At 74.1% G+C, this 14,136-nt stretch carries 15 protein-coding genes and 1 riboswitch; of the genes, 7 read left to right on the top strand and 8 right to left on the bottom strand.

All coding sequences use genetic code 11. The features are described 5' to 3' along the window. Window positions 1-26: 26 nt before the first annotated feature. The 5 genes from VT52_RS00450 to VT52_RS00470 are packed head-to-tail and all read right to left on the bottom strand — an operon-like array spanning window position 27 to window position 5,876. Window positions 27-1,226 carry a vWA domain-containing protein gene (locus VT52_RS00450; protein ID WP_079174758.1) on the bottom strand — a complete coding sequence of 400 codons (1,200 nt, stop codon included), beginning with the start codon at window positions 1,224-1,226 and terminating at the stop codon, window positions 27-29. Between the two features lie 5 nt (window positions 1,227-1,231). Then, a complete protein-coding gene (locus VT52_RS00455; protein ID WP_046425567.1) occupies window positions 1,232-2,107 on the bottom strand; it encodes an AAA family ATPase in 876 nt (291 codons plus the stop codon). A 15-nt stretch (window positions 2,108-2,122) separates the two neighbouring features. Beyond that, window positions 2,123-2,977 carry an FAD binding domain-containing protein gene (locus VT52_RS00460; RefSeq protein WP_046425593.1) on the bottom strand — a complete coding sequence of 285 codons (855 nt, stop codon included), beginning with the start codon at window positions 2,975-2,977 and terminating at the stop codon, window positions 2,123-2,125. Next, window positions 2,974-5,349 carry a xanthine dehydrogenase family protein molybdopterin-binding subunit gene (locus tag VT52_RS00465; protein WP_046425556.1) on the bottom strand — a complete coding sequence of 792 codons (2,376 nt, stop codon included), beginning with the start codon at window positions 5,347-5,349 and terminating at the stop codon, window positions 2,974-2,976. The genes VT52_RS00460 and VT52_RS00465 overlap by 4 nt, the downstream gene beginning before the upstream one ends. Then, window positions 5,346-5,876: a (2Fe-2S)-binding protein gene (locus tag VT52_RS00470; RefSeq protein WP_046425555.1), complete on the bottom strand. Its 531-nt coding sequence runs from the start codon at window positions 5,874-5,876 to the stop codon at window positions 5,346-5,348. Before VT52_RS00470 ends, VT52_RS00465 begins: the two co-directional genes overlap by 4 nt. A gap of 253 nt (window positions 5,877-6,129) precedes the next feature. On the opposite strand from VT52_RS00470, the gene VT52_RS39630 reads away from it, so the two are divergent. Beyond that, a complete protein-coding gene (locus VT52_RS39630; protein ID WP_046425554.1) occupies window positions 6,130-6,342 on the top strand; it encodes a hypothetical protein in 213 nt (70 codons plus the stop codon). Window positions 6,343-6,675: 333 nt separating this feature from the next. Further along, a complete protein-coding gene (locus VT52_RS00480; RefSeq protein ID WP_046425553.1) occupies window positions 6,676-7,701 on the top strand; it encodes an alcohol dehydrogenase catalytic domain-containing protein in 1,026 nt (341 codons plus the stop codon). Between the two features lie 132 nt (window positions 7,702-7,833). Here the strand turns inward: VT52_RS00480 and VT52_RS00485 are convergent, their stop codons facing one another. Together VT52_RS00485 and VT52_RS00490 are read right to left on the bottom strand one after the other, a co-directional pair. Beyond that, the gene (locus VT52_RS00485; RefSeq protein WP_046425551.1) at window positions 7,834-8,694 is read right to left on the bottom strand and encodes a bifunctional 5,10-methylenetetrahydrofolate dehydrogenase/5,10-methenyltetrahydrofolate cyclohydrolase; all 861 of its coding nucleotides are present in this window, start codon (window positions 8,692-8,694) and stop codon (window positions 7,834-7,836) included. Window positions 8,695-8,720: 26 nt separating this feature from the next. Beyond that, window positions 8,721-8,800: riboswitch (ZMP/ZTP riboswitch) on the bottom strand. A 367-nt stretch (window positions 8,801-9,167) separates the two neighbouring features. Continuing rightward, complete coding sequence (locus VT52_RS00490) at window positions 9,168-9,533, bottom strand: nuclear transport factor 2 family protein (protein WP_046425550.1); 366 nt, start codon at window positions 9,531-9,533, stop codon at window positions 9,168-9,170. A 172-nt stretch (window positions 9,534-9,705) separates the two neighbouring features. Here VT52_RS00490 and VT52_RS00495 point away from each other — a divergent pair, with 172 nt between their 5' ends. After that, window positions 9,706-10,008, top strand: coding sequence for a hypothetical protein (locus tag VT52_RS00495; RefSeq protein ID WP_046425548.1), 303 nt, complete (start codon window positions 9,706-9,708; stop codon window positions 10,006-10,008). Between the two features lie 9 nt (window positions 10,009-10,017). Here the strand turns inward: VT52_RS00495 and VT52_RS00500 are convergent, their stop codons facing one another. Beyond that, complete coding sequence (locus VT52_RS00500) at window positions 10,018-10,800, bottom strand: acyltransferase domain-containing protein (protein ID WP_240509614.1); 783 nt, start codon at window positions 10,798-10,800, stop codon at window positions 10,018-10,020. 259 nt (window positions 10,801-11,059) lie between these two features. On the opposite strand from VT52_RS00500, the gene VT52_RS00505 reads away from it, so the two are divergent. The 4 genes from VT52_RS00505 (at window position 11,060) to VT52_RS00520 (ending at window position 14,120) form a co-directional block, all read left to right on the top strand. Continuing rightward, window positions 11,060-12,148, top strand: coding sequence for an S-(hydroxymethyl)mycothiol dehydrogenase (locus tag VT52_RS00505; RefSeq protein WP_071387333.1), 1,089 nt, complete (start codon window positions 11,060-11,062; stop codon window positions 12,146-12,148). Beyond that, window positions 12,148-12,777: an MBL fold metallo-hydrolase gene (locus VT52_RS00510; protein WP_046428916.1), complete on the top strand. Its 630-nt coding sequence runs from the start codon at window positions 12,148-12,150 to the stop codon at window positions 12,775-12,777. The genes VT52_RS00505 and VT52_RS00510 overlap by 1 nt, the downstream gene beginning before the upstream one ends. A 28-nt stretch (window positions 12,778-12,805) precedes the next feature. Next, window positions 12,806-13,180: a DUF4180 domain-containing protein gene (locus VT52_RS00515; RefSeq protein ID WP_071387334.1), complete on the top strand. Its 375-nt coding sequence runs from the start codon at window positions 12,806-12,808 to the stop codon at window positions 13,178-13,180. 145 nt (window positions 13,181-13,325) lie between these two features. Then, window positions 13,326-14,120 (top strand): SDR family NAD(P)-dependent oxidoreductase, encoded by a 795-nt coding sequence (locus tag VT52_RS00520; RefSeq protein ID WP_071387335.1) that lies wholly within the window; start codon window positions 13,326-13,328, stop codon window positions 14,118-14,120. Window positions 14,121-14,136 lie beyond the last annotated feature (16 nt).

The raw sequence follows: 14,136 nt of genomic DNA on the forward strand, positions 1-14,136 counted from the left end.
GCTCCTTCGGGGTAACGGATCGGGAATCAACGCTCGGCCCCCGCCCCCGGCACCGCACCGGTCCGTGCCCCGCGCACCACCGCCGCGAGCCGTTCCAGCGCCTCCAGGCTGTGCCCCGCCACGAACTCGTCCACGCTCGGCAGCGCCGCCGCCATCCCCGCGGCCGTCGGCGCGTAACCCGGCTGTGCCTTACGGGGGTTGGACCAGATCACCCGGTGCGCCAGCGTGTGCAGCCGGCGCATCTGGGCGCCGAGCAGCGCGGGATCGCCGCGCTCCCACCCGTCGGAGAGCAGCACGACGACCGCGCCGCGTGCCATGCCCCGCTGACCCCAGCGGTTCAGGAACTCGCGCAGCAGCTCGCCCAGCCGGGTGCCGCCCCGCCAGTCGGGCACCGCCGCCGCGACCGCCGCCATCGCCAGGTCCGGGTCACGACGGGACAGTTCACGCGTCACCCGGGTCAGGCGCGTGCCGATCGTGAACACCTCGGTACGGCCGCCCCGCGCCGCCGCGTGGGCGAAGCGCAGCAGCGCGTCCGCGTACGGCGCCATCGAACCGCTCACGTCCACCAGCAGCACCACCCGGCGCGGCCGCTCGACACGCGCGTGCCGGCGCAGCCGGGCCGGTTCGCCGCCACGCCGCAGCAGTTCGCGCACGGTACGACGAGGATCCACCTCCCCGCGCCGCGCCGGCCGCCGCCGCGCGGCGCGCCGGGCCTCGCCCCGCAGCGCGAACGCGGCCAGCAGCCGGTGGAGCTGGGCGCGCTCGGCGGCGTCCAGCGCCGCGACGTCGCGGTGCCGCAGCACCTCGGTGGAGCTGGCGAGCGCCGCGGTGGGCGGGCCCAGTGGATCGCGTTCGCCGGGGTCGCGGCCGCCGCTCACGGAGTCCCGCGCGCCCAGCCGTGGCCGCGGCGGGGGAGGGGTGCGGACCGCCGGCAGGGCGGCGGAGCCCCCGGTGCGACCGAAGTAGGCGGTGAACACCCGCTCGTACCGCTCCAGGTCGTCCGGTCCGCCGCACAGCGTCGCCCGGCCCGCCGCGTACACGTCCGCCCGCACCCCGGGCCGCAGCAGGGACACCGCGCGCAGGAAGGCGTACATCCGCTCGGCGCTCGCGTCGACCCCGGCCGCGCGCAACGCCCGTACGAAGCCGAGCAGTACGGCGTCGGCCCCGGCCGGCCCCGGAGCCGGCGGCCCGGCCTCCCGCGACTCCTTCCGCCCGCCGGCCGCCATCCCGCTCACACCCCCCGCGCCGCCAGCACCGCGGCCAGGTCGAGCCCCCGGGCCCGGTCCGTGTCCTCCCGGTACTTCAGGACCGAACCCAGTGTGGAGACGGCGAGTTCCGCGTCGACCTCCGTGGCGCCCAGGGCGTCCAGCGCCTCGGCCCAGTCGATGGTCTCCGCGACACCCGGGGGTTTCACCAGGTCGGCACCGCGCAACGCCTGGACGAGAGCCGTGACCTGTTCGGCGAGACGCGCCGAGACCCCCGGCAGCCGGCGGCGCACGATGGCCAGTTCACGGGCGAAGCCCGGATGGTCGAACCAGTGGTAGAGGCACCGCCGCTTCAGCGCGTCGTGCACCTCCCGGGTCCGGTTGGAGGTCAGCACGACCACCGGCGGCACCTCGGCGCGCAGCGTGCCCAGCTCCGGGATCGTCACCGCGTACTCGGACAGCAGCTCCAGCAGGAACGCCTCGAACTCGTCGTCGGCGCGGTCGATCTCGTCCACCAGCAGTACCGAGGGCTGTGTCTGCAGGGCCTGGAGCAGTGGCCGCGCGACGAGGAACCGCCGGTCGTACAGCTCGCTCTCCAGCCGGTCCGCGTCCTTGACGCCGGCCGCCTCCGCCGCGCGCAGGTGCAGCAGCTGACGGGGGAAGTCCCAGTCGTACAGGGCCTGCGAGGCGTCGATGCCCTCATGGCACTGCAACCGGATCAGCGGCGCGTCGAGTGCCTCGGCGAGGGCGGAGGCGAGCGCGGTCTTGCCGACGCCCGCGTCGCCCTCGCAGAACAGCGGCCGGTGCAGTCTCAGCGCCAGGTAGCAGGTGACGGCCAGCCCCTCGTCGACGAGATATCCCGTCTCCTCCAGGCGGGCCCGCACCTGCTCCGGGTCATCCATCCGGGTGATCGGCGCTCACCCCATCCCGGCGGCGGTCAGCACCGCCCGCTCGGTCAGCACCCGGGCCAGATGCGTCCGGTAGTCGGGCGCGGCCGACGCGTCCCGCCCCGGCCGCGTGCCCTCGGCCGCCGACCGCGCGGCACGTGCCACCGCGTCCGGCCCGTCGGCTCCGGCCAGCGCCGCCTCCGCCGCGGCCGCGCGCAGCGGGGTCGCGCCCATGTTGGTCAGGCCCACCCGCGCCTCGGCGATGTGCCCGTCCTCCCGCCGCACCAGGGCGGCGACCCCGACGATCGCCCAGGACTGCGCGACCCGGTGGAACTTCTCGTAGGCGAAGCCCCAGCCGTCCGCCTTCGGCAGCCGCACCTCCACCAGCAACTCGTCGGGGGAGAGCGAGGTCTGGAGGTAGTCGACGAAGAACTCCCGGGCCGGGACCGTGCGTCGGCCGCCGGGGCCCGCGGCGACCAGCTCGCCGTCCAGCGCCAGTACGATCGCGGCCAGGTCGCCGGCCGGGTCGGCGTGCGCCAACGAGCCGCCGAGCGTGCCCCGGTGCCGTACCGCGGGATCGGCGACGGTCGCCGTCGCCTCCGCCAGCAGACCTGCGTGGCGGCGCACCAGCGGGTCGTGGATCACGTCGTGGTGGGTGGTGAGCGCGCCGATCACCAGTGTGCCGCCGTCCTCGCGGACCCCGCGCAGACCGGGGATCCGGCCCACGTCCACCACGAGTTCGGGGAAGGCGAGCCGCAACCGCAGCAGCGGCAGCAGGCTCTGCCCGCCGGCCAGTACCTTCGCCTCCTCGCCCGCCTCGCCGAGCAGCCGTACGGCCTCCTCGACGGTCTCCGGGCGGGCGTACTCGAACGCCGGGGGAATCATGCCGTCGCCTCCCTCACCGCGCGCCACACCCGTTCCGGGGTGCAGGGCATCCGTACGTCGTGCACGCCCAGCGGCCGCAGGGCGTCCACGACGGCGTTGACCACGGCGGGCGTCGAGGCGATCGTCCCGGCCTCGCCGACCCCCTTCACCCCGAGCGCGTTGGACGAGGCGGGGGTCTCGGTCCGGTCGGTCACGAACTCCGGCAGGTCGGCGGCCGAGGGCACGAGGTACTCGGCCATGCTGCCGGAGACGAGGTTGCCCTCGTCGTCGTAGACGGCCTCCTCGTACAGCGCCTGGGCGATGCCCTGCGCGAGCCCGCCGTGCACCTGCCCCTCGACGATCATCGGGTTGACCACATGGCCGACGTCGTCCACGCACACGTACGACCTGATCCGTGTCAGGCCGGTCTCCGTGTCGACCTCGACCGCGCACAGATGGGTGCCGTGCGGGAAGGAGAAGTTCTCCGGGTCGACCACGTGCTCGGCGTTGATGGACGGCTCCACCCCGTCGGGCAGATCATGGTTGGTGAACGCCTCGAAGGCGATCTCCTGGATGGACCTGCGCGCCTCCGGTGAGCCCTTCACGGAGAAGACGCCCTCCCGGAACTCCAGGTCCTGCTCGCTCGCCTCCAGCAGATGCGCGGCCACCTTGCGGGCCTTGTCGACCACGGTGGTCGCCGCCCGGTGCACGGCCTCGCCGCCGACGGCGAGCGAGCGCGAACCGTAGGTGTCCATGCCCTGCGGGGAGGACCTGGTGTCGCCGTGCAGCACCTCGACGTCCTCGAACGGCACGCCGAGGACGTCCGCCGCGATCTGGCTCCAGCAGGTCTCGTGGCCCTGCCCGTGCGGGCTGGTCCCGGTGACCACCTCGACCTTGCCGGTGGGCAGCATCCGGATGCTCGCCGCCTCCCAGCCGCCCGCGCCGTACCTGAGGTCGCGCAGCACCCGGCTCGGCGCCAGCCCGCACATCTCCGTGAACGTCGACACGCCGATGCCGAGGCGCACCGGGTCGCCGCGCCCGGCGCGCTCGCGCTGCTCGGCGCGGAGCCCGTCGTAGTCGAACAGGGCGAGCGCCTTCGCGGTGGCCGCCTCGTAGTCGCCGCTGTCGTAGGTCAGTCCGGCGATCGTGGTGTACGGGAACTCCTCGTGCCGGATCCAGTTGCGGCGCCGCAACTCCACCGGGTCCAGGTCCAGTTCGGCGGCCAGCTCGTCCATGATCCGCTCGATGGCGAACGTGGCCTCCGGGCGGCCGGCGCCCCGGTAGGCGTCGGTGGGGGTGCGGGTGGTGAAGACGCCGGTGCAGTTGAACTCGTAGGAATCCATCTTGTAGATCGCCGGGTACATGAACGCGCCCAGGATCGGGATGCCCGGTGTGACCAGCATCAGATAGGCGCCCATGTCCGCCAGCAGATCCACCTTCAGGCCGAGCAGCCGGCCCTCCCGGGTGGCCGCGACCTCGATGTCCTGGATCATGCCGCGCCCGTGGTGGGTGGCGAGACAGCCCTCGGAGCGGGACTCGGTCCACTTCACCGGCCGCCCCAGCCTGCGGGCGACCGCGAGGGCGAGGACCTCCTCGCCGTACACCTGGAGCTTGGAGCCGAAGCCGCCGCCGACGTCCGGGGCGACCACCCGCAGCTTGTGCTCCGGGATGCCGGTGACCGTCGCGAGCATGATCCGCAGGATGTGCGGGATCTGGGTGGCCGAGTACACGGTGTACTCGCCGGAGGCGGCCAGCGGGGTGACCACGACCGCGCGCGGCTCCATGGCGTTGGGGATGAGCCGCTGCTGGTGGTAGCGCCGCCGGACCGTTACCTCGGCGCGCTCGCGCACCGCCGCGAAGCTCTCGCCGGTGGCCAGCGGCCAGGTGTAGCAGCGGTTGGTGCCCTTGTCGGAGTGGACCAGCGGGGCGCCCTCGGCGAGCGCCTCCTCCAGGTCCAGGACCGGTGGCAACGGCTCGTAGTCGACGTCGATCGCCTCCAGCGCGTCGGCCGCCGCGTACCGGTCGCGGGCCACGACGACCGCCACCGGGTCGCCCGCGTAGCGGACCTCCTCGACCGCGATCGGCGGATGGTCGGGCAGCACGATGTCCTCGGTCACCGGCCACGCGCAGGGCAGCGAGCCGAGTCCTTCGGCGAGGTCCGCGCCGCTGAACGCCGCGAGGACGCCGGGGCGTTCGAGCGCGGGGGCCACGTCGACGCGGGTGACGCGGGCGTGCGCCATCGGGCTGCGCAGCACGGCCAGGTGCAGCAGCCCGGCGACCTGGATGTTGTCGGTCCAGGTGGTCTGGCCGGTGACCAGCCGGGCGTCCTCCTTGCGCAGCCGGGACCGGCCGACCTCCCGGCCGGTGCCGCTCGCCACGGCCCTGTCGGTCATGCCCCGACCTCCTCGGTGACCTGCGCCCCGCCGGCGCCCGCCGTACGGGAGGCGTCCGCCGGGCCGTCCTGCCGGCCGGCGGCGGCGAGGACCGCGCGGACGATGTTCTGGTAGCCGGTGCAGCGGCAGAGGTTGCCCTCCAGGGCGCCGCGCACCTCCTCGGCGGTGGGCTGCGGGTTCTCCCGCAGGAGATCGCGCGCCGCCATGATCATGCCGGGGGTGCAGTAGCCGCACTGGAGTCCGTGCTGCTCGTGGAACGCGCGCTGGAGCCCCGTCCACTCGCCGTCCTTCGCCAGACCCTGCACGGTCGTCACCGCCGATCCGTCCGCCTGGACGGCCAGTACCGAGCAGCTCTTGACGGTCGCGCCGTCCAGGTCGACCGTGCACGCCCCGCAGTTGGAGGTGTCGCAGCCGATCGGGGTGCCGGTCAGGCCGAGGCGGTCACGCAGATAGTGGACGAGGAGCAGCCGCGGCTCCACGTCGTCCTCGTAGCTCGTGCCGTCCACGTTCACCTTGATGTGCGTCATGCGCCCTCCAGACCGTGCGGGCAGGAGTCGGTATCAGCCGGTCCGGCGTGATGTAGGTCACTCTATGGCTCGGGTGTGAACCCGGCGAGCGCTGCGCCGTTCGGTCAGGCCGGTCCTACCGGCGTCGACACGGGCGAGGATTCCGAGGTCGGGCAGGTGCACTGAGCGTGACGTCCTTCGGCATGGGGGTGGATTCCTTCCCGGGCGGACACGCACGCGGTGCGCATCCGAGGTCCTTTCGCCATGACGCGGGGTGTCTGTCGATCACCCGTCGATCACGTCCAGGTGGATCACCGTCAAGTCCGCCGTCGTCTGCTTCGCGCACCGCGTCCGTCCGGCGGCACCGGCCGGCACCCTCGGCGTCCTGCCGCCGGTGCTCGCCCGGCTCGGCGCGATCCCCGGGAACACCGGCACCGGCGGCCCCGCGGCCGTCCTGGCGGGCGTACTGCCCGCCGCCCGGGTTTAGAGCCGGAGCGACGGCTGCCGGGGCTGGCCCGCGGCGAGGGCGGACCGGAGACCGCCTTCTCCCACTACGCGACTCCTTCGCCCACGGCCCGGTCCCCCGGCGTCCGCGCACCGACCGCGACCCGCTGGACCGGAAGGAGTACCTGCTCAACGTGACGCGCAGGGTGGGGGCCTGAGCGGTCCGGTCCGGCGGGAGCCGTTCGGCGCGCGCGATCGCGCCGGAACTGGTCTGCTGGGGAGGGGCGGACCGTCGCACCGGCCCGTCCGGGAGAGCGGCGGCCGGAGCGTCCGCCCGGTCGCCCCCATCACTCGTACACCTTCCGCGGAGAGATCCATGAGCAGCTATCGAGTGGCCCAGGTGACCGCCCCGAACGGCACGTTCGAGATGGTCGAGCGCGAGGTGCCGCGGCCGGGGCCCGGCCATGCGCGGATCGCCGTCGAGGCGTGCGGCGTCTGCCACAGCGACGCGCTGTTCGTCAGCGCGGCCATGCCGGGCATCACCTTCCCCGAGGTACCCGGTCACGAGATCGCCGGGCGGATCGCGGAGCTGGGCGAGGGGGCGGGCGACCGGGGGTGGCAGGTCGGCGACCGGGTGGCCGTGGGCTGGTTCGGCGGCAGCTGCGGCCACTGCCGGGCCTGCCGCGAGGGCGACTTCATCGTGTGCGAGAGTCTCAAGGTGCCGGGCTGGACCTACGACGGCGGTTTCGGCGAGCAGGTGGTCGCACCCGTCGACGCCCTGGCCCGGATCCCCGACGCGCTCGCCGCGAGCGACGCGGGGCCGCTCGCGTGCGCGGGTGTGACCACGTTCAACGGGCTGCGGCGCAGCGCGGGGCGTCCCGGCGACCTGGTCGCGGTGCTCGGCCTCGGCGGTCTCGGCCACCTCGGGGTGCAGTACGCGGCCGCGATGGGCTTCGAGACGGTCGCGATCGCGCGGGGCCCGCAGAAGGCGGACTTCGCGAAGCAGCTCGGCGCCCACCACTACGTCGACAGCACCGCCGCCACCCCGGTCGCCGAGGCGCTCCAGTCCCTGGGCGGCGCCAAGGTCGTCCTCGGCACGGCCGGCAACTCCGAGGCCATCTCCGCCACCGTGGACGGCCTGACCCACCGCGGCGAACTGGTCGTCATCGGCGCGGACACCGCCCCCCTCGGCATCAGCCCCAACCAGCTCCTCATGGCCGGCCGCGTGGTCCGGGGCCACCCCTCCGGGACCTCCCGGGACGTCGAGGACACCATGGCCTTCAGCGTCCTGCACGGCATCCGTCCGATGACGGAGAAGGTCCCCCTGGCGGAGGCGGACGCGGCGTACCGGAAGATGATGTCGGGCGGCGCGCGGTTCAGGATGGTGCTGACGGACGGGTGAGCCGGGCGGCGGGGGCGGGGCACCCGGCGGGGCGGACGGCACCCGGCGGGGCGGACGGCTCCCACCGGCTCCCGCGGGGGACGACCTTGGTACGGCCGGCACGGCCGAGCGCGCCCGCCCCGCCCCCTTCCGTCAGGCGGCCTGGAGCCCTCCCGCGGCGGCCTCCGCCGCCGTCACCGTCTGCTCCAGCAGCGTGGCGATCGTCATCGGACCGACGCCGCCCGGCACCGGGGTGATCAGGGAGGCCCGTTCGACGGCCGAGTCGAAGTCGACGTCGCCGACGTTTCCCGCGTTGTATCCGGCGTCGATCACGACCGCGCCGGGCTTGATGTCCTGGCCCCGCAGCAGCCGCGGCCGGCCGACCGCGGCGACGACGATGTCCGCCTCGCGGACCGCCGCCGACAGATCCCGGGTGCGCGAGTGGCAGTACGTCACCGTCGCGTCCCTGGCCAGGAGCAGCATGCCCACCGGCTTGCCGAGGATCGCGCTGCGGCCCACCACCACGGCCCGCTTCCCGGCCGGGTCGACGGCGTACTCGTCCAGCAGCCGCATGATGCCGCCCGGCGTGCAGGACACGAAGCCCGGCAGGCCGAAGCTCATCGTGGCGAAGGAGGCGAAGGTGACCCCGTCCACGTCCTTCCCGGGCGCGATCGCCTCGAACGCGGCCCGCTCGTCGATGTGGTCTCCCACCGGATGCTGGAGCAGGATCCCGTGCACGGCCGGATCGGCCGACAACTCCCGCAGCGTGCCCACCAGTTCCGCGGTACTCGTGCTCGCGGGCAGGGCCACGTGCCGGGAGGTGATGCCGGCCTCGCGGCAGCGGTTCCGCTTCATCCGGACGTAGGTCACGGACGCCGGGTCCTCGCCGACCAGCACGGTCGCGAGAGCGGGCACCACACCGGTGCGGGCGGTGAGCTGCGCCGCCCTGCGCGCGGTGTCCTCGACGATGCGACGGGCGAGGGCGGTTCCGTCCATGAGACGGGCCTGGGTCATGCGGCACACTCCTGAGCTGGATCGAAGTCTCTCGCCCAGGCGCGCGGCAACCACACGGACCGCTCCCCGGTGGTACTCCACCTCAGCGCCAGTCACGGCCCGGACACAGCGTATCCGAGGCGGGTACGCGGCTGAGCCGCGGGCGCCCTCACCCACGTGGCTCCGCCGCCGCGATCCGCGCGCACCTGCCCGGGTCCCCCGGACCGGCCGGCCCGGGAAGCCCGCTGCCGGGCAGGCTCACCGCCTCCGTATCGGCCCACGCCGGACCCGCGGCACCCGGGACCCGCGCGGCACCGCCGCCGGGGGACGTCCGCGTACCGCCTTCAGGGCCGACCGCACGGCCGCCCTCGTCACCGGCACACCCGCCGCGCGGACCAGCCCGCGGCGGCGGGGCCGCACCCGGCCCATCACCGCGCGGGCCGAGAAGGTCCAGGTCAGCCGGGAGCTGATCCGGATCCGCGCGCACCTTCCGCCTAGTCGTCCCATGCCTGGATCAGAATCTGCTCGGCGATCTTCCCGTCCCGCAGGGTGATCATCGACTCGGCGAGGACGCGGGTGCCGTCCCCGTACTGGCAGGACTCGGTGAACGCGACGTGGTCGCCCTGCACCACACACCGGTCCAGCTTGTGGATCATGTCGCGGCGGTAGACGTCGTCGAGCAACTCGGCGATCTCGCCCCTGCCGTGCAGGATCCTGGGGTGGCTGGGCTGGGTGTCGCGGTCGATGATGCGGATCTCCGCGTCGTCCGCGTACAGGGACAGCAGGGTGTTCCCGGTGTTCCCCTCGATGCCCCGGCGCAGTGTCTCGACGTCGAAGCCGGAGCCTGTCACGGTGCCCATGGTGACCTCCTTCGGGCGCTCCCGGCCCGGCACGCGGCGGACCGTACGGGCCCCGTCTTCGAGCGTCCCCCGGCCCGGCGGCCTCGGCAAGCGCACGGGGCGCGCTCCGCCTCACGAGTGAGCGCGGGCCGCCGCCCGTGTCCGGCCGGGGGTCCGGGCCGTTGCTGAGGGCATGATCTCAACACGCCGTATCGTCGCCGTCCTCGGTCTCGCCGCCGGGGTCACGGGCCTGGCCGCCCCCCTCGCCAACGCGGCCGACGCGAGCGCCTCGCACAGCGGGCGGATCAACCCGATGACCGCTCTCGACTCCCTGACCGCCGGTGACATCCCCGCCGCGCAGCGGGCGCAGCTGCCCACGACCTCCGAGCAGCTCAAGGCCCTGAACCAGGTCGGCGAGCTGAACCGGCTCAGCGAGCTCCACCAGGTCACCGACATCGTGGCGCCGGTGACCGGCCTGGTGCCCGCCGTCGCCTGACCCGGCGCCTCACACCGGGGCGCCGCGCAGCCCCGAGCCGAAGCCCGCTCTCAGCACCGCCCAGTCCCGGGCCACGGCGTACGCAGAGCCGGGGGCCGGGGCGGCGTCCGACGGCAGGGCCTCGGCCAGCGCGCGGGTCAGGGTGTCCGCCGGGCCCAGCTCCAGCCAGTTCCGCACCCCGTCCCGGTGCAGCAGAGCCGCCACGTCCGCGAACCGCCGGCTCCCCGGGCCCGGCAGCCAGAACCCCGGCTCGGCGGTCTCGGCGCCGACCGGGCGGGCGGTGAGGTCGGAGACGAGCGGGAGCCGCGGCGGGCGGGGGTGGAGGGTGGCGAGCGTACGGCCGTAGGCGGTGCGCAGAGCCTGCGGGGCGGCCGCGCCCGGGGCGCCGTCCAGCAGCCGGGCCAGCGTGCCGACCGCGTGGCAGCCGCCCGCCGGCGAGAAGACCCCGGCGGCGTACGCGGCGGCCATCCGCCCGGCCCCGTGCCCGAACAGCACATCGGGGCGGGCGCCCCAGCTCCGCAGCAGCCGGTACTGCGCCACCTGGACCGCGAAGAGTGCCGGGCCCGCGTAAGACGCCCGGCCCAGCAGGGCCGCCGTCCGGGTACCGGGATCCGCGAACATCACGCTTTTCAGAGGCAGTTCGAGATACGGGTCCAGACGCGCGCAGAGCTCGTCCAGCGTCTTCGCGAACAGCGGGAAAGCCGCCGCGAGTTCACGTTCCGTCCCCGGGCGCGGCAAGGCCCCGGCCGAGAACAGGAATGCGGTACGTCCCTTACGGCCATCAGCGAGCATGCCTCCATGAAGCCACGGCCGGGTAAGCACGGGACCGGTCGCGTGCCCCCGCCGCGCAAAGGAATCGCCATCAGCGGACGTCGTCATTCGGTCCGATTCTTGTGCGATTCATAAGCGTTCCTCGGGCCGGGAGGGACGCGTGCCCGGTGAACCGGCGCCCCCGGGGGAAAGATCCACGGTCACCGCCGTGGCCCGTCCCGCCGCCCACCGGACGCGCGTAGGGTCTGCACCGTAAGCACTCGATGGAAGGAACCAGACCATGGCGCAGGAAGTACGCGGCGTGATCGCACCGGGCCGGGACGAGCCCGTACGAGTCGAGACGATCGTGGTGCCGGATCCCGGGCCGGGCGAGGCCGTCGTACGCGTCCAGGCCTGCGGTGTCTGCCACACCGACCTGCACTACAAGCAGGGCGGCATCTCCGACGACTTCCCCTTCCTCCTCGGTCATGAGGCCGCCGGCGTGGTGGAGTCGGTCGGCGAGGGGGTCACCGAGGTGGCGCCCGGTGACTTCGTCGTCCTCAACTGGCGTGCGGTGTGCGGCAATTGCCGTGCCTGTCTGCGTGGCCGCCCCTGGTACTGCTTCAACACCCACAACGCGAGGCAGAAGATGACCCTCGCCGCCACCGGCCAGGAGCTCTCCCCGGCCCTCGGCATCGGCGCGTTCGCCGAGAAGACCCTCGTCGCCGCCGGCCAGTGCACCAAGGTCGACCCGGCCGTCTCCCCGGCGGTCGCGGGCCTCCTCGGCTGCGGCGTGATGGCCGGCATCGGCGCCGCCATCAACACGGGTGGAGTCGGCCGGGGCGACTCGGTCGCCGTCATCGGCTGCGGCGGTGTCGGCGACGCGGCCATCGCCGGGGCCGGCCTGGCCGGCGCGGCGAAGATCATCGCCGTGGACATCGACGACCGCAAGCTGGAGAAGGCCCGCGCCCTCGGCGCCACCCACACCGTCAACTCCAAGCGCGACGACCCGGTCGAAGCCGTCCGCGAGCTGACCGGCGGCTTCGGGGCCGACGTCGTCATCGAGGCGGTCGGCCGCCCGGAGACGTACAAGCAGGCCTTCTACGCCCGCGACCTCGCCGGCACCGTCGTCCTCGTCGGCGTCCCCACGCCGGAGATGAAGCTCGAACTTCCCCTGCTGGACGTGTTCGGCCGCGGCGGCGCCCTCAAGTCCAGCTGGTACGGCGACTGCCTGCCCTCCCGCGACTTCCCGATGCTCATCGACCTGCACCTGCAAGGCAGGCTGCCGCTCGACGCCTTCGTCACCGAGACCATCCGACTGGACGAGGTCGAGAAGGCGTTCGAGCGGATGCACCAGGGCGACGTACTGCGCTCGGTGGTGGTCCTCTGATGACCGCACGCATCGAACGGCTCGTCACCTCGGGGCAGTTCACCCTCGACGGCGGCACCTGGGACGTCGACAACAACGTCTGGATCGTCGGCGACGACCACGAGGCGATCGTCATCGACGCCGCCCATGACGCCGACGCCATCGCCCGCGCCGTGGGCGACCGGCGGCTCACCGCCATCGTGTGCACCCACGCCCACAACGACCACATCGACGCCGCTCCCGCGCTGGCCGACCGCACCGGCGCCGTCATCTGGCTGCACCCCGACGACCTGCCGTTGTGGCGGATGACCCACCCCGACCGCGACCCCGACCGGCTCCTCGTGGACGACCAGGTCATCGAGGCCGCCGGCGCCGACCTGACCGTGCTGCACACCCCGGGGCACGCACCCGGCGCGGTCTGCCTCTACGACCCCGCACTGGGCGCCGTCTTCACCGGCGACACCCTCTTCCAGGGCGGTCCCGGCGCCACCGGCCGTTCCTTCTCCCACTTCCCGACGATCATCGACTCCATCCGCGGCAAACTGCTCACCCTCCCGCCCGAGACCAGGGTCCTCACCGGCCACGGCGACTCCACCACCATCGGCGCCGAGGCCTCCCACCTGGACGAGTGGATCAAACGCGGGCACTGAACCGCGTCGTGCGCATAGGGTCGCGATCATGACCACGAACACGCTCGTGACCCTGCACGACGTCCGCGTCCTGCGCTGCGCCCCCGACGGCCCGCCCCTGGACGGCGAGCGGGCGGCACTGGACCTGATCGGCGACGCCTTCGGGCAGGACGCCCAGCTGGTCGAGGTGCCCGTGGCGCGAATCGCCCAGGAGTTCTTCCGGCTGCGGTCGGGCGTCGCGGGCGCCATCGTCCAGAAGTTCGTGAACTACCGGGTGCGGCTCGCCGTCGTCGGCGACATCTCGGTTCACACCGGGGCGAGCGGCGCCCTGCGCGACTTCGTGCACGAGTCCAACCAGGGCGACCAGCTCTGGTTCCTGCCGGACGCCGACGCCCTCGCCGGGCGGCTCGCCGGCGCCGTCTGACGCGGGTCCAGGACACGGGGCGGCACGCGGCCACAACCGGGCGGCCCCGACGGGGGGTCGGGGGAACACGCCGGCGCGGGACGGTCGGGAAACGCGCCGGCACGGGACGGTGAAGGACCACAGGGTACGGACGTACCGTCGCCCCATGAGCGATCACACCCGTTTCGCGGGACACGGAGTCCTCGTCACCGGAGCGGCCCGCGGCATCGGCGCCGCCGTCGCCCGGCGGCTCGCCGAGGAGGGTGGCCGGGTCCTGCTGGCCGACCGGGACCCGGCCGAGGCCGAGCGGACCGCCGCCGGGCTGCGCCAACAGGGGCTGATCGCCGAGGCGTTCGCCTGCGACGTGGCCGACCGCGCCGGCGTGGAGGCGGCCGTGGGCCGTGCCGTCGACGCCTACGGCTCCCTGGACGTCCTGGTCAACTGTGCCGCCCACTGCACCCCGGACACCCCGCGCTTCGAGGACGGCGCGGACGAGACGTGGGCGCGCGACCTCGACATCACCCTGACCGGCGTCCACCGCTGCTGCCGCGCCGCCCTGCCCCACCTGGCCGCCTCCGGACGCGGCGCGATCGTGAGCATCGGCTCCGTCAACGGCCTCCAGGACTTCGGCAACCACGCCTACAGCGCCGCCAAGGCCGGTCTCGGTTCCCTGACCCGCACCCTCGCCGGGCACGCGGCGGCCCGGGGCGTCCGGGTCAACCTCGTGGCGCCGGGCACGGTGCGCACCTCGGCGTGGCAGGGCCGCGACGACGAACTCGACGCCGTCCGCGCCCTGTACCCGCTGGGCAGGATCGGCGAACCCGAGGACGTCGCCGCCGCGGTGGCCTTCCTCGCCTCCCGCGACGCCGCCTGGATCACCGGCACCACCCTCGTGGTCGACGGCGGCCTCACCTCGGTGCACACCGGCTTCCACGCCGCCCTGCACGATCGGCACGACTGACCCCGGACCAGCTTGG

This window comes from Streptomyces malaysiense (assembly GCF_000980885.2).
Lineage (GTDB): Bacteria > Actinomycetota > Actinomycetes > Streptomycetales > Streptomycetaceae > Streptomyces > Streptomyces malaysiense.